This is a genomic window from Hymenobacter crusticola (genome assembly GCF_002154225.1).
Taxonomy (GTDB): domain Bacteria; phylum Bacteroidota; class Bacteroidia; order Cytophagales; family Hymenobacteraceae; genus Hymenobacter; species Hymenobacter crusticola.
The window spans coordinates 23,660-43,078 of the sequence record NZ_MTSE01000016.1 but is presented as its reverse complement, the minus strand read 5'-3'; the positions used below and the strand labels follow the sequence as shown (position 1 = coordinate 43,078).

The following is a 19,419-nucleotide window of genomic DNA, read 5'->3' as shown; positions in this document are numbered from 1 at the left end:
CTGCTAGCTTACGGCCTAGCAGCTAACACCTAGCTACTCCACCTGTAAGCGCGCCGTTTGGGTGCCTGCGCGCACGATGTAGAGGCCTGGCTGGATGCCGGTTAGGTCCAGGGCCTGTTCCTGTGCCGCTTGCGTGCGTAGTATCCGGCCGGCCCCGTCCAGCAACTGGACGTTGCCCGCCTGAGCGCCCTGTATCCAGACAGTGCGTTGTGCCGGGTTAGGCATAAGAGCTAGCTTAGCCTGTGGTGGCGTCGCGGCCGTCACCGTCGCGACGGGCGAGTAGGTGCTGGTACCATCGGCGTCTACTTGCCGCAGCCGGTAGTAGCTGGTAGTTGCTAGCGGAGTTGCATCAAGGGCACTGTAGTTTGTGGCTCGCTGGGTGGTGCCGTGGCCGTTCACCTGCGCTACGGCTACGAAGGAGTAGCCATCGGCCGCGCGTTCTATCACAAAATAAGCGCTGTTAAGTTCCTGGGCGGTGCTCCAATACAGGCGAACTTGCCCCGCTTGCCGGGTGGCCGTGAAGGCGCTGAGCACCACCGGTAGCGGCGTCGCCGAGCAGAAGCTAGTAGCGTCGCCAATAGCACCGCCGCGGCTGTCGAAGCCTGCGGTCGGCATGCCGGCGTCGCAGAAGTCAAGCTGGCCGGTCACGCCGAAAGTGCCAGAGTTGGTGGTGTAGCCCGTGGCGCGGATGCTGCCCCGCGACGGGGCAGCTGGGCCGTTCACAATGCCGCTGTTAGTGAAATCACCCACGATGCGCACCCGATTGGCGTTGGTCAGCAGGCCGCTAGTGGTGAGGTTGCCCGTTATGGTAAGTAACCCCTGGTTTTGCAGGGCGCCGCTGCTAACAACATCGCCGTTGATGCTGGTGGTGCCGCTGCTGGTTGTCGCGAGGGTCGAGCCACCAGGTAGCGAGACGAACTCATTAATCGTCAGAATACCGTGGTTGGTGAGCAACGTTGGACCGTTGAAGCTCAGGTTTTCGCTGCTCGGGAAAGTAGCTGTGGCACCCACGTTGTTTGTAAAGGCGTTAGGCCCGGCCGGAAAGTCGATGCCCTTGCCCCAGGTAGCTGCATTGGTAACCGTAAGTGAGCTAGCACTGGCATTATTAGTGGTGAGAATTGCTGCCCATTGGCTACCGGAATGGTCCACGGTCAGGGGGCCGCTGTAATTAACTTGCTCGTTTTTCCAAGATCCCGCATTTTTGATGGTTGTGGTGCCCACGTTGGAAAACAAGGCATTCTGCCAGGTGCCGGTGTTAAGGATCGATAGGGTACTCGTCGTGGCAATTTGTCCAATATCGCCCCAGGTGCCACTGTTGGTAATCGTGAGGGTAGGAGTGGCCACACCTGTGTAGACTCGTGTAGACCAAATAGCCGTGTTAGTAAGCGTGAGGTTGCTGGCAACACCATCAAGATAACCTCCGCTCCACGTGCCATTGTTGATGATGGTCAACGGATTAGTCGTAACGCTGGCTATCGATACGCTCCAGTTGGCGCCTCTAACGTTGGTGATCGAGCCGCCAGGTAGCGTAGCTATTTGGCCATTCCACGCCCCATAGTTCGTAATGGTGAGCGGGGCAGTAATATCAGCTGCGTTGAAAAAGTTGGCCGTCCAGCTAGCTTCTTTGCTGCTAAGGTTGCCGTTGTTGATGGTGGTGGGCGCCCTGAAGCGGATAGTTTGGGAGTTGATCGTGCGCAGGTTGTTGAAAACGGTGCCCGTTACATTGCTGGCCTGGTCAAGAATACCGTTGCCGCTGAAATTGTTGCTAATCAAACCATTGTTATTGATGGTGCAGTTGGTCGCTCCGCTGCCTAGGATAATCTGCCCGGTAAAGGTTACATTCTGACCTAAGTTGATTGTACAGCCGTCGTGGTTAACGGTTAGGGTGCGGCTGAAAGAATCGGCCTCAACGCAAATCGTTTGGTTGGGCGCGGTGGTTGTGTAGTCACTGCTGTCGTCGTTGTCCGTCAGCAGTGTGGAGCATTGCGCTTGGGCTTGTACGCTGGCAAGGATAGCAGTCCACGCAATAAACAACTGACAATAGGAGAGAACTCGAGCCCGCGTAAGGAAGCTAGCAGACGCAAATTGTTGTATAAAGGTGGTGTGAAACATGATAGAGCGAGTTATATGCAACAAATTAAATACAAATATTTATATTTTACTATAACTAGCCTGTTCTTTCTCATAATGGGAGCTATGCTAACCGCCTAAAACAAGCGTGGCTACGATGCCAGGCGGTCATTTCTTCTTCGAGTGATTGGCCATCAGTAAGAGGCTGCCACAGAAAACAGTGGTGCCGCTGTGACCATTTTTATCCGTGCTATCGCTGTGTGCATGCGTGGCTGTTCGCTAGCGAACAGTGTGTTCATTTGTGGACAATATTGATTTGTATGATAAATCATTATTGCGATTTATTATATTGATTTTCAGTTGATTAAATGAGTGGCATGTGGCTTGGCTAGGCCAAGGGGAGTGCCGCCCTGCAAACTTCAAAAACGGACGCTTGCAGGGCGGCAAATCGAAGGCAGAAACTTTTACCCGTTGATCTACGCTCATGAAGACAACCTTTTACGCTAGCTCCCTGCGGCCGCTTGGCTTTTTAGCCTTGGGCCTAGGTACCAGTTTGGCCACGCATGCCCAAACGGCGGCCATCACCGGCGCCGTACGTACGGCGGCCGGCGCCCCCGTTGATTACGCCACCATCACGCTGCACCACGCGGCCGACTCAGCAGTGGTCAAGACGGAGTTTAGTGACGAGAAAGGCTCGTTTCGCTTTGAGCAGCTAGCCGGTGGGTCGTACCTAGTAGCGGCGTCGCAGGTTGGGTTTGGGCGGCAGTGGTCGAAGCCGTTTTCGGTGACCGCGGCCGGTGTAACCCTGCCCACCCTGACGCTCGCTAATAGCGCTGCCACACAGCTTAAGGAAGTGACGGTAACGGGGCAGCGGCCCATGTACGAGCGAGAAGCGGACCGCACCATCGTGAATGTGGAAGGCTCGACGCTGGCCGCTGGTAACACGTCCCTGGATGTGCTGCGCCGCGCGCCGGGCGTAACCATCGACAACAACGACAACCTAGCCTTGCGCGGCAAACAAGGGTTGTTGGTACTCATCGACGGCAAGCGCCAGCCCATGACCGGCACCGAGCTAGCTGACTACTTGCGCGCCCTGCCCGCCGACCAGCTCAAGAACATCGAGCTGATTACCAACCCGCCCGCTAAGTATGATGCGCAAGGCGGGGCCGGCATCATTGCCATCAACCTCCGAAAAGATCAGAAGCTAGGTACCAACGGTACGCTGAACCTGAGTTACGGTCATAGCCCCTACAGTAAGTACACCGGGGGAGTGAGTCTCAATCACCGGCGCAAGGGCGTCAACGTGTTTGGCTCCTACAATTACGCGGATCGGAAATTCCTGAATCAGCTTACCATCAACCGGGAGTTTTACGCGCCTGCGTCGGGTGCCGAGCGGGAAATCATTAGTACCACTAGCCAGGAAAACCGTATTCCCGGCAACTTTCGCTCGCACAACTGGAAAGCCGGGGCGGATATTAACGTATCGGAGCGGACGGTGCTTGGAGGCGTGCTTAGCGGCCTCGATAATCTGTCGAGGCAGGACGGAACCAACAACTCGCTTATCACGGATGTGCGCAGCGGCCGGGCACAGCAATCCAATTCGACGAACTACCGCACCTCGCACAATCCCAACTTAGCCGGGAGCCTCAACTTCCGCCACACTTTCAAAGACTCGTTGGGGGCGCGGGAGCTGAGCGCCGATGCGGACTACGCCCACTACAGCACCGATCGTTATCAGAAGCTAGCCACCAGGCTCGACGGCGAGTCAACCCCGACTCAGGAGGTGATCAGCAACCAGACGGGCACGCTCACCATTCAGTCGGCCAAAGTAGACTACACCCAGCCGCTGACGAAGCAATTGCGCCTGGAGGCCGGCGCCAAAATCAGCAGCGTAACGGCCGACAATGATGTGCAGTTTCTGACCAATGGCCAGCTCGACCTAGGTCGCTCCAATCAGTTCACGTACGAGGAGAACATCAGCGCGGGCTATTTCAACCTGAATTACAGCCAACCCAAGTTAACCCTACAAGCGGGCTTGCGCGGCGAGCAAACCAACGCCGTGGGGCGGCAGACGGTGGTGCAGCCAGGCGTGGAGCCGAACTTCGACCGGCACTATTTCCAGTTATTTCCCAGCGCGGCCCTAAAGCGCCAGTTTTCCGAGCAGCACGAAACCAGCCTCTCGCTCAGCCGCCGCATCGACCGGCCCTCGTACCGCCAACTCAACCCGTTCCGGGTAATTATCGACAAAACCACTTCCGGCGGCGGCAACCCCTACCTGCGCCCCCAAACTAGCTATAACCTGGAGCTCACGCACACCTTCCAGCAGAAATACAGCCTAGGTCTGAGCTACAGCCTCACCAGCCAGCCGCTCATCGAGGTGGTGCAGCCCGAAACCGACAGCACCGTACTTTCCACCACCCGCAACTTGCGTCAGCGGCACTATTATGGCCTCACCTTCACGGCGCCGGTAGAAATAGCGAAGTGGTGGACCGTGTACAACAACGCGGTGCTTTACTACAACCGATTCAAGGGCGACCTAGCCGGCACGAACCTCAACCGAGGCGGCGTCTCGCTGGACCTCACGTCGAATCATACCTTCACCTTTGGCAAGGGCTGGAGCGCCGAGCTCAGCGGCAACTACCAGTCGCGGCAGGTCTACGGGTTCTTTGTGCAGCGTCCGCTTGGGCAGGTCAGCGCGGGCGTGCAGAAGAGCCTGTGGAACCGCAAAGGCAACCTGAAGCTGAGCGTAGCCGACCTCTTCTACACGCTGCCCGCCCGCGTGGTATCGACCTACGACAACTACGTGGAGCGCTTCTACCAGCGCCAGGATTCGCGGGTGGCTACCCTCGCGTTTAGCTACCGCTTCGGCAACGACAAAGTGGCGCCCACCAAACGGCGGCAGAGCGGAGCCGAAGACGAAAAGCGCCGCGCCGGCGGCGGGCAGTAATTTGCCCCATAAAGCAACTGGGCCCGGGAAAGTAGGCGAATGGGAGAGCTAAAGGCACGCGCGTAGCGCCGTAGTTTGAAAGCACGATTGGTAGAGCGGCAACGGTAATATATGTTTTTTATAATATTGTACGATATTTTTGTATTGTCAGAAGGGGAGTAGAAATATTTTATCAAATTTGTAGTCCCTCTCAACCATACCTAGGGGTGTGGCTGTTTATCGCTCATTGTCCACGGAGCAGTAGTTGACTACCTCGCTTGTATCGCTACAGCCGCTTTCCTCCCTATGCCCGACTTTTTTGACGTCAACCTGCAACAGTTACCGGACCATTACTTAACCGGCAACTGGCGGGTAGCGGACCGCGTGCTGAACCGAACGGATCCAAACAGCGCTTTGGCGCAAGCCACCACCCTGCGCCTGAGCGACGTCACCCTGGAGGTACAAACCGTAGATGAGGTGGAGCAGGGCCGCTGGCAAATTCAGCGCGATGAGCTGCTGCGGCGGCCGTACCTGGAGCTGCAACTGGCTCAGGAAACCACCCGCGCACTAATCACGCGTCTGCGCCGCTCCACGGATGGGCTGCGCAGCCAACTCACCCTCTACTTCATGTCGGGAATGGAATTGCTGCTGCTTCAGCCGTAAGTCCTACAGTATTCATTACCACGCTATTCATGCCTACGCCTGAAAATATCTCCGACTTTGAACGCTTGCAGACCGCTGTGGATGCGGCCGGAGTAGGAACCTGGGAGTTCGACCCGCTCACTGGCGAGCTGCTCTGGTCGAAGCGTTGCAAGGAATTGTTTGGCGCCTCGCCCGAGGCGCTCATTAACTACCAACGCTTTCTGGAAGGCTTGCACCCCGATGATCGGGCCGCCACGGATGCCGTGGTGCAGCAGGCCCTTGACCCCGCCGGCAACGGAGAGTACGACATTGAGTACCGCACGATTGGGCTGGAAGACAAGAAGCTCCGGTGGGTGCATGCTACCGGTCGGGCTTTCTTCGACCAAGGCCGGACGCGCGCGGTTCGCTTTATCGGCACCGTCACCGACGTCACGGAAACGCGCCGCCGCGACCTGCACCTAGGTCGGCTACTGGAGTCTGACCTGATTGGCATCGTCTTCTGGAACCTGGATACGCAACGTATTACTGAAGCCAATAATGCTTTCTTGAGCATTGTGGGCTATAGCCGCGAGGACTTGCAAGCGGGCCATATCAGCTGGAAGCAGATGACGCCCCCCGAACTGGAAGCGTTGGAGGCTAGCGTGATCAAGGAGCTGGAGCAAACCGGCGTGCAGCGGCCGTACGAGAAAATGTACATCCGCAAGGATGGTACACGCGTGCCGGTGCTGCTGGGCGGAGCGCTAGCCGAGCCGGGTGGCCGCGATGGGGTGTCGTTCTGTCTCGACCTGACGGCGCAGAAGGAAGTAGAGGCGCAGCTAGCTACCCGCGAGGCTGAGTTTCGGTTCGTGATTGAGTTCTTGCCGCAGATGATCTGGCTGACGGACCCGCAGGGCTACCACACGTTCTTCAACCAGCGCTGGATTGACTACACGGGCTACGACGTGGCGCAGAGCCGGGGCACGCAAATGTGGAACGACCTGCTGCACCCCGATGACCAGCAGCGCTCCCGCGACCGGTGGAACCACTCGCTCACGACCGGCGAATTCTACGAAATAGAATATCGATTCAAAGCCAAAGACGGCACCTACCATTGGTTCCTGGGGCAGGCCATGCCCGTGAAGGATGAGGCCGGCAACATTACCCAGTGGTTTGGCTCCTGCACCGATATCGACGAGCAGAAACGCACCGAGGCTACTTTGCGCTGGAGCCAAGAGCGCTACGAGCTAGCCTCGCTGGCCACCAACGATGCCATCTGGGATTGGGACCTCAACACCCAGGCCGTGTCGTGGAATGCCGCCATTACGCGCATTTTCGGCTATGCGCCCGAAGCAGTGGAGCAAACCGCGCAGTGGTGGTACAACCACATTCACCCCGACGACGCCGAGCGGATTGTGCACGGCATTCACGAGATAATTGATGGCGGCGGTAAGTCCTGGCACGATGAGTACCGCTACCAGCGCGCCGATGGCTCTTATGCGCAGGTGCTGGACCGCGGCTACATCGCGCACGACGCAAAAGGCAACGCCACCCGCATGATTGGGGCCATGCAGGACATCACCGAGTACCGCAAAGCCGAGACGGCCCTGCGCCAGCGCGAAGAGGAGTTTACGACTCTTGCCGACAACATGGCCCAGCTCGCTTGGATGAGCCAACCCGATGGTCATATCTACTGGTACAACCAGCGCTGGTACGACTTCACCGGCACTACCCTCGAAGAAATGCAGGGCTGGGGCTGGGAGAAAGTGCACCACCCGGCGCACGTAGAACAGGTAGTGGCATTTGTGCAAGCGGCCTGGTCTGCAGGGGAGCCCTGGGAGCTGACTTTCCCCTTGCGCGGCAAAGACGGCAACTACCGCTGGTTCCTGACCCGGGCCGTGCCCATGCGCAATGCGCAAGGGCAGCTCGTGCGGTGGCTAGGCACCAACACCGACATCACCGAGCAAAAGCAGTTGCAGGAGCAGCTAGAGCGTTCCTACGCCGATTTGGAAGCTAAAATCATGTTCCGGACGCTAGACCTAGAGCACCAGGTGCAGGAACTGCAACGGCGCTTGGCCGAGGCCACCAAATAGGGCACGCGCCAGCGCAAAAGCTAGGTAGCTAAAGATACGAGCCGCCGCTGTAGTAACGCATCACTACAGCGGCGGCTCGCGCCGTTTGGTAAGGCTAGGCTACTATGGCTGTGGTTTCTTCGACACGTAGAGCACGCCGTTCTGCTCGCCGCAAAAGGCGAAGGCCTGCCCTTGTCCACATAGCGGAGCCGAGGCTGCTACGTATAGCCGCGACTTAGCATCCACGTACAGGCTATTGATCTGATGCTCATTCGGCAAGGCTAGCTTCTGCCCCGTGGAACTATTGATGCCAACCGTTTCGAGGTAGGAGCCACTTGAAGTAGACGAAGCCGGCACCTGCTCAACGTCGATGCTATACTCCGTGCCCGACGCGGCGCTGACCCGGTTCAGGGCTGTTCTGGGTTCAAAGTCGGCACCCCGGCGCCAGTTGCGGTACGGCTTCCAGGTGAGCCCCTGGTCCAGGCTGTAGTGGGAAGGGCTGGCAGCATAAGCGGTTGAGGAGTTGCTAACGACGCTGCCCAGGCGACTGGTCAGGGCTAGGAGCGTATCCTGCTGCTGCAAAAAACCAAGAATGCCATTCCCCACTTTATAATCACTGGTGCGCCACGTACGGCCACGGTCGGTGGTTCGATAGATTTGATAGCCCGTGGTAATAGCCAAAGCCCTATCAATATCACCGGTTACGGCTTCAATCGCGCGGGCATTAGGAGCACGCAGGGCGTACCAGTCGGCATACTCAGGTTGTGCGTCTTCTTTGGTGTCTTTCTGACAAGCACCTAGGGTTAAGAGCAGCGTAGTGGTTACGAGTAACGATTTTATTTTCATAGGAAAAAGAATACCTAGGTTTTAGGATGAGCAGTAGAGTAGGAGCGCCTTAACGAATAGCAGAGCGGGTAAATTAGTAAAAGCTTGCAGGTGCGCCGAAGGTAGGAGAAAGCCAGCGGCTTGGTGCCCTGGCCCAATTACGTTTGCGTTATCTATTCCTGATTACGCGGATAGCACTGGAACGTATAGAAGCAGCCTTTGTAGCTACTACGGAGACTTTGAGTAGCTTCCCGACTCAAGCTCTTACCTGTTTCACGCTTATGCTTCGTTCTTTTAGCTGCTTGCTGGTGCTGTGCACGTTGGCCCTTCACACGCAAGCGCAGTCCTTATACATGCCGCGCGACATTCAGCGGGCGTATCAAAAGGGTACCCGTTCGCCCGACGGCCGGCCCGGTAAAAACTACTGGCAAAACACGGCCCGCTACGACATCACGGTGCGGGCCACGCCGCCCGACCGCGCCATTCGCGGCCGCGAAACCATTACGTACGTCAACCACAGCCCCGATACGCTCAAGTCGCTGGTGTTCCGCGTTATCCAGAACATCCACCAGCCCGGCGCGGCCCGCGACGGCGACGCCGGCCCCGACTACCTAACCTCCGGCGTCGAGATTGACTCGTTTAGCGTGGCAGGGCAGGCACGGCCTACGGCGTGGCAGGGCCCCGCCACCATCAAGATTGTGCCCATGGCCAAGCCGCTGCTGCCCCACGACTCCGTGCGGATGCAGGTAGCTTGGCACTTTCCCATCTCGAAACAGAGCGGGCGCGAGGGCATGATTGACCCCACCACCTTCTTCCTAGCGTACTTCTACCCTAGGGTGGCCGTGTACGACGACTATGCGGGCTGGGACCGGATTCCGTTTACAGACAGCAAGGAGTTTTACAACGATTTTAACGACTACACCCTGCGGGTGCAGGCGCCAGCCAACTACATCGTGTGGGCCACGGGCACTTTGCAAAACCCCCAACAGGTGCTGCAGCCCGCTGCGGCCAAGCGCCTGGAGCAATCCATGACCAGCGACGAGGTTATTCACGTAGCCACGGCGGCCGACCTAGCGAAGCACAGCATCACCAATCAAGCTCCGATGAACACCTGGGTGTGGAAGGCCAACGACATCTCCGACGTTACGTTCGGGCTGAGCGACCATTACGTGTGGGATGCCGCCAGCGTGGTTGTGGACCCGGCCACCAACCGTCGGGCTAGCATGCAGGCCGCCTTTGCCGATGCCACCAAGGACTTCCACTCATCGGTGAAGTTTGGGCAGAACGCCCTCGGGTGGTTTTCGCGCAACTGGCCGGGCATACCCTACCCGTTTCCGAAAATGACGGCTTTCCAAGGCTTTGCTGACATGGAATACCCCATGATGGTGAACGACAGCCCGCAGGAGGACATGGAGTTTGCGCAGTTTGTGCAAGACCACGAAATTGCGCACACCTACTTCCCGTTCTACATGGGCATCAACGAGAGCCGCTACCCCTTCATGGACGAAGGCTGGGCCACCACGTTTGAGCTGCTAATCGGGCGCACCGAGCGGGGCGAGCAGAAGGCCGAGGACCTATACCGACAGTTTCGGATGGGCTGGGTAAGCAACCGCGCCGCCAACCAGGACCTGCCCACCATCACGCCCGCCGATGAACTGAAGCGCGGCGCCGGCACTAACGCTTACGGCAAGCCTTCCATCAGCTACCTAGCCCTCAAGGATATGCTTGGGGATGAGCTGTTCAAGAAGTGCCTGCACGAGTACATGAACCGCTGGCACGGCAAGCACCCCATTCCGTGGGACTACTTCAACTCGATGAGCAATGCGGCTGGCAAAGACCTGACGTGGTTTTTCAACAACTGGTTCTTTACTAACTACTACATTGACCTAGCCGTGGAGAAGGTTGATCAGTCGAAGAAAAAGCCTTCGGTCACCATCCAGAACATTGGCGGCTTTGCAGTACCCGTAGATGTGAAAGTAGCTTACACCGACGGCAGCAACGAAGTGCTGCACCAAACGCCGGCCATCTGGCAAGCTGACCCCCGCCACGCCACCGTGCCGCTGAATGCCAAGAAGACGGTGAAATCAATCGAGCTAGCCGGCAGTATCTTCGTGGATGCCAATGGTAAGGATAATAAGTGGGCAGCGAAGTAGCGGAAGCTAGGTTGGTCTAAAAAGAACGTCATGCTGAGCTTGTCGAAGCATCTCTCCCGCAATGCTAATCAAATTACTTTGGCGGGAGAGATGCTTCGACAAGCTCAGCATGACGTTCAAAAGGATTTGCTTCACGCCACCGAAAGCAACTCAATCACCGCTGCCGGGTCGGCCACTTCGATAATGAGCTGATCGTAGTCGTCGTGCTCTAGGTCAATGATGACCGCCTTGTCCTCATTGTGCACGTCCCAAAAAATACGGCGGTCATCTTTCAGAAAAGTGCCGGCAGTGATGAGGCCGGGAACGTGCGTGCCAGGCAGTCGCCAGCCTTTCCACCAGCCTTTGAGTGCTTCCGGATCTTGGCGCACCCCACGAATATGCGCTACTGGGACTTGCAGCTGACTCTTAAATGCCCAGAGTTTGTGCAGGCCTTTCACATTGAACAAGATACTATTGCCTTCCTTGCTGACGTCGATCATGTAGCGGCTGGGATTGGTGAGAGAAGATATTGCCAGTAAGTTAGCGCATCAAGCTATTGCTGATACGCGCCTGATGAAGTTCCTTTTTCGCTCTTTACTCTGTACCTAATGCGTTCTTTTCTTACCCTAGGTCTGCTATTGTGTGCCGCTGGTGCGCAGGCACAAGCCTTCAAACCCGAAGAAATTGCCCGCTGGCAGCAGCAAGCCAAGCAGATTTCCGTTGTGCGCGACAACTGGGGCGTGCCGCACGTGTACGGCAAGACCGACGCCGATGCGGTGTTTGGCCTGCTCTACGTGCAGTGCGAAGACGATTTTGCCCGTATTGAAGACAACTACATTACCAACATCGGGCGCTTAGCGGAGGTGCAGGGCGAAGCAGGCTTGTATAACGACCTACGGGCTAGGCTCTTCCTCGACAGCACCCAGGCCATTTCGATTTATAAGAAAAGCCCGGCCTGGATGAAGCAGCTACTCGATGCCTTCGCCGCGGGCACCAATTACTACCTCTACACGCATCCCACCGTGAAGCCCAAGCTGCTCACGCGCTTTGAGCCCTGGATGCCGCTCATGTTCAGCGAAGGCAGCATTGGCGGCAACATCAGCGTGGTGTCGCTGGAGCGGATGAAGGCCTTCTACAGCCAGCGCAAATCGACGTCGTGGCTGAATAATGACTTTGAAAAGCTAGACCGGGAGCCAGTTGGGTCAAACGGCTTTGCCATTGCGCCAGCCAAAACGGCCACTGGCCACGCCATGCTGCTGATCAATCCGCACACCTCGTTCTACTTTCGGCCTGAGGTGCAAGTGACGAGCGAACAGGGTCTGAACGCCTACGGCGCCGTGACGTGGGGGCAATTCTTTGTGTATCAGGGCTTCAATCCGAATTGTGGTTGGATGCATACCTCCAGCAACGCCGACTCCATGGACGAATACCTAGAAACCATTGAGGAGAAAGACGGTAAGTTTTATTACCGCTACGGCAAGAAGCTTCGACCCGTGCAGGTGCAGAAAGTGAGCCTAGCCTATAAGCAGGATGGCAAAACGCTGCGCAAGGAATTCACTGCCTACCGCACGCACCACGGCCCAGTAGTTGGCCAGCAAGCCGACAACAGGTGGGTGACGGTGCGCATGATGGATACGCCGCTGGAAGCCTTGGAGCAATCGTATCTGCGCACCAAAGCTACCGACTACGCAAGCTTCAAGGAAGTGATGAAGCTCAACGGCAACGCTTCTAATAACACCGTATTTGCCGATAGCAAAGGCACCATTGCCTACTGGCACGGCAACTTCATGCCCAAGCGCGACCCTAGCTTCGACTGGAGCCAACCCGTGGATGGAAGCAACCCCAAAACCGAGTGGCAGGGCTTGCACAAAGTAGAAGAGCTGGTACAGGTGCACAATCCCGCCAGCGGCTGGATTCAGAACTGCAACTCCACGCCCTTCACCGTGTCGGGGGCGAGTAGCCCCTCGAAGCAGCAGTATCCCATGTACATGGCCCCCGACGCCGAAAATTACCGTGGCATCAACGCCGTGCGCGTGCTCAGCCACAAGTCGATTTTCACGCTCGACACGCTGATTGCTGCGGCCAAAGATCCATACCTAGCTGCCTTTCAGGAGCTGATTCCGGCTTTGTCGTCCGATTTTCAGTCCGCTTCCGACGGCACGAATCCGCCCCAGGGCGACGTGGTAGAAGCCATGAAGCTGCTGCGCGACTGGGACAAGCGCTACAGCAAAACCTCCGTGGCCCAAACAGTGGCTATTTATTGGGCCGAGCGGTTGCAACGCCTCGCCCGCGGCCGCGTGCCCGCCGACCAAAAGTTGGACTACATTTCGTTTACGGGCTTCACCATTCGCAACACTAACGCGCAGGAAAAAGTAAACGCCCTGCAAGAAACCCTCGACGAATTAACCCGCGACTTTGGTACTTGGCAAATGCCGTGGGGTGAGGTAAACCGCTTCCAGCGCTTGACCGGCAACATCGAAGAAACCTACGATGACCAGAAACCTAGCTTGCCGGTGGCGTTTACCTCGTCGGCCTGGGGTTCGTTGGCGGCATTTGGCGCCAAGACGCAGCCGGGCACGAAGAAGCGCTACGGCACCGTCGGGAACAGCTTCATTGCAGTGGTCGAGTTTGGGCCGCGCCTCAAAGCTAGGTCGGTGCTCACGGGCGGCGTAAGCAGCAATCCTAGCTCACCGCATTTCACGGATCAAGCCGCGTTGTATAGCGAAGAGAACTTCAAAGACGTACTGTTTTACCCGGAAGACGTGCGCCAGCACGCCGAAAAAACCTATCATCCCGGCGAGTAACATCGCCCAACGCGCGCCTGCCGGTCCGACGCCCTAGGCGTCCGACCGGTTGTCGTTGGACAATTCTTCAGAACGGCCGTCTTACACCTAGCTCATTCGACTTTTGTTCTGGCGGTAACCGGTCGGACGCCTAGGGCGTCGGACCGGCACACGCGAGTTGGACGACGACACGTACCTCCGAACCTGTATACTGTATTTTAGTCACTCCCCTCAACCATGAGATACCTTAACCAAAGCACCTCGAAGTGGCTGCTGGCGGGCCTGAGCCTAGCTTTGCCCTTCAGCGGAATAGCCCAGAAAAAAGCCGCAACCAGCAAAGCCACTACCTCGGCCAATGCGCTGAGCGCTATTCGCGAGAGCGACGTGAAGAGCGACCTGTTTGCCCTCGGTGGCGACCATTTTCGCGGCCGCGAAGGCGGCACGCTCGATGAGCTAAGGGCTTCCGCCTGGATTGCCGAGCAAATGCGCGCTATCGGGGCGCAGCCCGCCGGCGACGATGGCACGTATTTTCAATTCTTTCACATCCAGCATACCCGCATCACCAAAGCCAGTCAGATCAGCATTGGCAACCATAAGCTGACCCACGGCCAAGATGCTTTTGTGCTAGCCCCCAGCAAGGCCACCGTGAATGCGCCGCTGGTGTACGTGGGCACGGGCACGCCCGCCGACTTAGCCAAAGTCGACGTGAAAGGCAAAGCCGTGGCCATCCTGTTCTCGGGAACGGGACCCGCTGACCTGAGCTTCCGTCGCTACATGACGGCCACGATGCGCGACCGATCGGCCGAGCTGGTGAAGGCGGGCGCCGTGGCCGTGGTATACGTTTCCGACGCGCGGGCGCAGGACCTGTTTGAGCACTGGAGCACCGGCTACGAGCGAGGCCGCTACAGCTTGCCCGGCGCGGCTACCACCAAGGTTGTTGCGCAAGCCCCCACCATTTGGTTGCCTACTACGGACCTAGCTTGGGTGCAGCAGGCCGGGCAGCAGCTTGTGGCCAACATTGAGGTGGAGAGCTTCACTTATCCGTCGGTGAACATTGTGGCGAAAGTGCCCGGCACCGATGCCAAGCTAAAAAATGAGTACGTGCTGTTCAGCACCCACCAAGACCACGACGGCGTGCGCAAAGCCATAGCCGGCGACTCCATCTGGAACGGCGCCGATGATAACGCCACGGGCTGCGCCGGTACGCTGGCCGTGATGCGCGCCTTCGTGAAAAAGCCCGCGCGGCGCACGGGCCTGTTCGTGTTCCATGGCGCTGAGGAGCGCGGTTTGCTGGGCTCGTACTACTACTCGGAGAAGCCCACGGTGCCGCGCGAAGCCATAGTGGCCGTGCTCAACGCCGAAATGATTGGCCGCAACGCCCCCGATAGCGCCGCCCTGCTTGGCTCGCAACGCCCCCACCGCAACTCCGCCGACCTGGTGAGCCTAGCGATGAATGCCAACCAAGCTGGCCCGAAGTTCAAACTCGATACGCTGTGGGATAAGCCTACGCACCCCGAGGGCTGGTACTTCCGCAGCGACCACCTACCGTATGCTAAGCTAGGTATCCCGGCCATCTGCTACACCACGCTGCTGCACAAAGACTACCACACGCCCAAAGACGAGCCCGAGCGCATCAACGTAGCCAAGCTCACGAACGTCACGCGCTGGATCTACCTGACCGGCTGGGCCGTGGCTAACCGTGACCAGCGACCAGCACCGGATAAGGACTTTAAGTTGGAGCGGTAGATTAGTCGTTTCTCACCGCTCGTTGTTTTTTCGTTGTCGGACCTAGGCTCACTTTATAACCTAGGTCCGACAACGAAAAAATCTACTCGCAATTTAGCATAGCATCAAGTGACGGCCGGCCGGCTCCTCTCACTAGAATGAGCAGCAGCAACCCCAGCACGGCGGTAGAAACCCAAAGCTCGATGTTATCGAAGTGGATACCATTTCGCATGTTAACCAGGAAAACGGCTCCTAGCAGAATCGGAATTTGTAGCAGGGCAGCTAGGCGTGTTTGGTAGCCAAGCGTAATCATCGCGCCGCCTATGATGTGCATGATGCCTGCCATCATGGTCGCTTTGCTGTAGTGCCCGGATAGAAAAGGGGTGGCACTTACCATCCGGAATACCTCGGAGGTGTACTCCGCAAACAGCAAGCCTTTGATCAGCAAAAAAATGCCGAGCCCAATGCGGGTAATACCTAACCCTAGGTGCCGGTGAACGAGGGGAGCAGAAGCGGGGAAATGGTGGGTGGTTTCCATGACAAAGAGCGTAAAAAAAGGATGGGTTGACTACTTACATGCCAGGTAAGATAAGTGATTCGCTATCAAGAATCAAGGGGAAATGCAGGATCGGTAATTTGCGAGGAAAAGCTCGGGGCACTGCTGGTTTTCTTTGCGCTGGCAGGGGGTGTCAGTTAAAAAAACGGATAGCCGAGCTGAACCAAAGCCGGGCGCCAGTTGTGCTAAGAAGAGAGGAAAGAAAGCAACTTGGACCCGCCAGCACGCTTTTGCGGCTGATGCAAAACATAAGTTGATGTCATTCCGTACCTTGCCTGCTTTCTTCTATAGTTGAGCTTGCTTGCCGCAAGCAGGTTTTTTCTCTTTCGCATGAACCACCTCGTGTACATGAGCCGGGCAGTCCGGCCGCTTTCCGACCAGGATTTACAGGAGTTATTAGCCCAGTGCCGCCGTGATAATGCCCGTGATCATGTCACCGGGATTCTTTTCTACAGCCACGGCAACATTGCGCAGTTGATCGAGGGAGAAGCAGACGTTATCGAAACCTTATTCAGGCGCATCGCCCGCGATGGGCGGCACTCGCACGTGCATAAGCTGGTCGAAAAACCAATTGAGCAACGGAGCTTCTCGGAGTGGTCGATGGCTTTTCACCCATTGGAAGCTGGCGCTTTTCACCAGCTAGCGGGCTTTTTCTTGCCATCCCAGGTGCCTGCACTGCCCGGCACCCTCACAATTGCGGATGCGCTGCTCGTCGACTTGGTGCGGCAGGCTGTGTTTGGTCCCGTTCGGCAGGCTGGTCAGCCCGCGCCGGATGCTGCCTCTGCTTGATATAAACTCCTTTTACTCAGTTAATACCTCTGCTCCTACGCACTGCATAAGCAGGTTGGGATTTCCTTGTTGAAATAAGCCACTTCTGTTTTGGTGCCTCCTTTGTTCGCTATGCGCGATTATCAGCTTCAAAATATTCTGCGCCATATGCCAGCTGGTATTGCGACTTTGTTGGGGCCGGAGTTGCGCTATGGTTTTGTGAACGAAGCCATGCAGGTCCTGCTAGGAGCGGAAGCGCCCGAAGGACAGGCGTTGGCCGAACACGCTGCGCTTCCTGAAGACTTGCTAAAAGTAATGCAGGAGGTGTACCGCACGGGCAAGCCTTACGTGGTGAAGGGGTACGGTTTGCCGCAGGTGAATGCGCAGGAGGCCGAAGAAGAGCCCGCTATGCGCTACTACGACCTAGCTTTGGAGCCAACGCAGCCTGAGGGTGAGGAAGAGCGTGGGTTGCTGCTGTTTGCCGTAGATGTGACGGCGCAGGAGGAAGCGCGGCAGCGGGCGCATCATTTGGCGCTCGAAACTCGCCGGCTAGATGCGCGCCTGCGCGTGCTCACCGAAACGGCGCCACTAATCACTTTCACCATTGATGCGGCGGGGCATTATGAGTACGTGAGCCCGCAGTGGTATTACTTCACGGGGCAACCACCCACTGCTGATCTGAACGCCATCTGGCCGCTGCTCATTCACCCGGATGACCGCTTGCGCGTGCTCTACCAGTCGGATGCGGCGCGGGAGGCAGGCACCGGCTGGAACTACGAGTACCGCTTGCGCCGGCACGACGGCAACTACCGCTGGTTTTTGAGCCGTGCCCTGCCCGAGTTACACGCCGCCCCCGACAAACCCATGCATTGGCACGGAGCCGTGACGGAGGTGCACGATCAGCGGGAGCTGGCGGATGCCCTGCGCCGGGGCGAAGCCGAGCTGCGCTTTCTAGCCGATAGCATTCCGCAGCTCATTTGGACGGCCACCGCAGAGGGCCTCATTGAGTACTACAACCAGCATACCGCCGCCTACTCCGGCCTGTCGCCCGCCGAGCTAGGTCCTACGGGGTGGGTTGCGTTGCTGGATCCCACCGAGCAGGCCGGCGCCGCCCGGCGCTGGGTGCGGAGTGTGGCGACAGGCGAAGATTACGAAGGCCTGTTTCGCATGCGCCGCTACGATGGGCAGTACCGCTGGCACATCATCCGGGCCCGGCAGCTCACCGACGAACGCGGACCACGCTGGTTTGGCGCCTGCACCGACGTGGACGACCAGCACCGGCTGCGCGAAGTATTGCAGCTACAGTACGATGAGCTGGCCCGCACCAACCGCGACCTAGATACGTTCGTGTACACGGCCTCGCATGATCTGAAGCAGCCGATTTATAACCTGCGTGGCCTGTTCGACGAGTTGCGCCGCTCAGCGACCTTCGAGGACCCAGAGCAAGAGCAGCTGCTCGGCATGGTGGACGAGTCCCTGCACCAGCTCGACGTGACGTTGCATGACCTCGCGGCCACGGTGCAAGATCAGCGGCAGCTAGCTGCCCCCACGGAGCCCATCGAGCTTGAACACGTCACTGAAGAAGTGCTGCTGGGGCTGCGGACGCAGATTTTGGATGCTCAAGCCACAATCACGGCGGATTTTGCGGCGGCGCCAACGCTACTATACGGACGCGCCAATCTGCGTAGCGTATTGCACAACCTGCTCAGCAATGCCCTGAAGTTTGCGCACCCTGAGCGGAAGTCCCACATTCAGCTTCGTAGCACTATCTCGGAAACCGGTAATCCATGCTTGGTAGTGCGGGATAACGGGCTAGGTCTCACCCTGCAAGAAGAATCAGCTACTGATTTTCAGCGCTTCGAGCGGCAGCACCCGCACGTAGCTGGCGCGGGCATTGGCTTGTATTTAGTGCAACGCATCGTAACGAGTCGGGGCGGGCACCTAGAGGTAGAAAGCACTGTGGGGGAGGGCACTGCCTTCACCATCCATTGGTTCGACTAACAAAGCAATGGGTATTCGGGTAGCTAGCTCGATAGTTTTGCCCGGGTTACCATGGCCTGGTAAGCGGGCGACAGCGCGTTAGGACGGTTGGTTAGTTCGGCTACTTCGTCCAAGGTCAGTTCCCCATCGATGTAGCGTTGCAGATCCGCCAGCACATAGGCCGACGGCTCGCCGCCCCCAAGGCGGGCCACGGCAATGCCCCATTCGGCCTGGCGCTGGCGCTGCTGACGCGCTTCCAGCTCTTCAGGGGCTAGGTCTGGTGGAAAAGGAGTGAAGTACTTGCTGACCATCGTAGACTCAAACAAGGCAAACCAACCAAGTGTGCCCTTCTTCGTCCTCTTTTTTTATAACTACAGCTTGGCTGTGTGCAATTGCCTAGAAATTAGCCATTCTGGAACGTGAGGTGCACGATCTGGTTCAGCAAAGGCGCGTTGCTTGCGTCGGTAGCAGCCTGGGCCAGATCCTCTGGGTGAGCAAAACCCGTCAGGGTGCGGAAAGCTTGGTCGTCGACCGGACGGAAGGCCATCGACCATTCGCCGAAGTTGCGCGTGGTCAATGCGCTATCGGCTAGCTTCACAACACTGGTATGCCGCAAATCAGCCCTGATTCGTTCGTACAGCGGAGCAATTACCGCTTCTTCCCCCTCTAGCACTTGCACAAACTGGTTGTTGTGATACAGCAGCACCCCCGTGATATCGTGCGCCCCGTTGAAGGACTGCGCTTGGGTTAACAGTCCCTGCAACTCGGCATCGTACATGGGGCGAATAGCAGTACTCTGGTAAATAATGTGGTGCAGGGCCATAGAAGCAGGGAGTAGGTGCGGTGGCAGCTTGTGGCTAGAAGAGCTAAATAAACGCTAGATGGGAGGCAATTTACGCATCCGATTAAAAACGGAAAATTTTCCAGGAATGAAACCGCTAGGGCGCCAGCAACTAGTACCACG

General features: G+C 57.6%; 14 protein-coding genes. 8 read left to right on the top strand and 6 right to left on the bottom strand.

Translation table 11 applies throughout. The annotated features are described in order from the left end of the window. Window positions 1–33: 33 nt before the first annotated feature. Window positions 34–2,112: a T9SS type A sorting domain-containing protein gene (locus tag BXP70_RS21690; RefSeq protein ID WP_143436620.1), complete on the bottom strand. Its 2,079-nt coding sequence runs from the start codon at window positions 2,110–2,112 to the stop codon at window positions 34–36. A gap of 442 nt (window positions 2,113–2,554) precedes the next feature. On the opposite strand from BXP70_RS21690, the gene BXP70_RS21685 reads away from it, so the two are divergent. The 3 genes from BXP70_RS21685 (at window position 2,555) to BXP70_RS21675 (ending at window position 7,707) form a co-directional block, all read left to right on the top strand. Beyond that, complete coding sequence (locus BXP70_RS21685) at window positions 2,555–5,017, top strand: outer membrane beta-barrel protein (protein ID WP_086596224.1); 2,463 nt, start codon at window positions 2,555–2,557, stop codon at window positions 5,015–5,017. A gap of 285 nt (window positions 5,018–5,302) precedes the next feature. Continuing rightward, entirely contained in the window at window positions 5,303–5,659 is a 357-nt protein-coding gene (locus tag BXP70_RS21680) for a hypothetical protein (RefSeq protein ID WP_086596223.1), read from the top strand. 29 nt (window positions 5,660–5,688) lie between these two features. Beyond that, on the top strand, window positions 5,689–7,707 hold the full coding sequence (locus tag BXP70_RS21675; protein WP_086596222.1) for a PAS domain-containing protein: 2,019 nt from the start codon (window positions 5,689–5,691) through the stop codon (window positions 7,705–7,707). Window positions 7,708–7,809: 102 nt separating this feature from the next. Here BXP70_RS21675 and BXP70_RS21670 read toward each other — a convergent pair whose 3' ends face one another. Further along, on the bottom strand, window positions 7,810–8,532 hold the full coding sequence (locus BXP70_RS21670) for a hypothetical protein (protein ID WP_086596221.1): 723 nt from the start codon (window positions 8,530–8,532) through the stop codon (window positions 7,810–7,812). A 260-nt stretch (window positions 8,533–8,792) separates the two neighbouring features. Between BXP70_RS21670 and BXP70_RS21665 the strand changes: the two genes are divergently transcribed. Next, complete coding sequence (locus BXP70_RS21665) at window positions 8,793–10,664, top strand: M1 family metallopeptidase (protein WP_086596220.1); 1,872 nt, start codon at window positions 8,793–8,795, stop codon at window positions 10,662–10,664. A gap of 131 nt (window positions 10,665–10,795) precedes the next feature. Here BXP70_RS21665 and BXP70_RS21660 read toward each other — a convergent pair whose 3' ends face one another. Further along, window positions 10,796–11,143 carry a hypothetical protein gene (locus BXP70_RS21660; protein WP_086596219.1) on the bottom strand — a complete coding sequence of 116 codons (348 nt, stop codon included), beginning with the start codon at window positions 11,141–11,143 and terminating at the stop codon, window positions 10,796–10,798. A 108-nt stretch (window positions 11,144–11,251) separates the two neighbouring features. Between BXP70_RS21660 and BXP70_RS21655 the strand changes: the two genes are divergently transcribed. Further along, on the top strand, window positions 11,252–13,447 hold the full coding sequence (locus tag BXP70_RS21655; protein ID WP_086596218.1) for a penicillin acylase family protein: 2,196 nt from the start codon (window positions 11,252–11,254) through the stop codon (window positions 13,445–13,447). Window positions 13,448–13,663: 216 nt separating this feature from the next. After that, window positions 13,664–15,172, top strand: coding sequence for a M28 family peptidase (locus BXP70_RS21650; protein WP_086596217.1), 1,509 nt, complete (start codon window positions 13,664–13,666; stop codon window positions 15,170–15,172). A gap of 82 nt (window positions 15,173–15,254) precedes the next feature. Here BXP70_RS21650 and BXP70_RS21645 read toward each other — a convergent pair whose 3' ends face one another. After that, a complete protein-coding gene (locus BXP70_RS21645) occupies window positions 15,255–15,689 on the bottom strand; it encodes a DoxX family protein (RefSeq protein ID WP_086596216.1) in 435 nt (144 codons plus the stop codon). Between the two features lie 348 nt (window positions 15,690–16,037). Here BXP70_RS21645 and BXP70_RS21640 point away from each other — a divergent pair, with 348 nt between their 5' ends. Together BXP70_RS21640 and BXP70_RS21635 are read left to right on the top strand one after the other, a co-directional pair. Then, window positions 16,038–16,496 carry a BLUF domain-containing protein gene (locus BXP70_RS21640; protein WP_086596215.1) on the top strand — a complete coding sequence of 153 codons (459 nt, stop codon included), beginning with the start codon at window positions 16,038–16,040 and terminating at the stop codon, window positions 16,494–16,496. Window positions 16,497–16,607: 111 nt separating this feature from the next. Then, window positions 16,608–18,476 carry a PAS domain-containing sensor histidine kinase gene (locus tag BXP70_RS21635; protein WP_086596214.1) on the top strand — a complete coding sequence of 623 codons (1,869 nt, stop codon included), beginning with the start codon at window positions 16,608–16,610 and terminating at the stop codon, window positions 18,474–18,476. 23 nt (window positions 18,477–18,499) lie between these two features. On the opposite strand, the gene BXP70_RS21630 is transcribed toward BXP70_RS21635, so the two are convergent. Next, window positions 18,500–18,781 (bottom strand): antitoxin VbhA family protein, encoded by a 282-nt coding sequence (locus BXP70_RS21630; RefSeq protein ID WP_143436619.1) that lies wholly within the window; start codon window positions 18,779–18,781, stop codon window positions 18,500–18,502. 77 nt (window positions 18,782–18,858) lie between these two features. Further along, window positions 18,859–19,278 (bottom strand): BLUF domain-containing protein, encoded by a 420-nt coding sequence (locus BXP70_RS21625; RefSeq protein ID WP_086596212.1) that lies wholly within the window; start codon window positions 19,276–19,278, stop codon window positions 18,859–18,861. Between the last annotated feature and the right edge of the window lie 141 nt (window positions 19,279–19,419).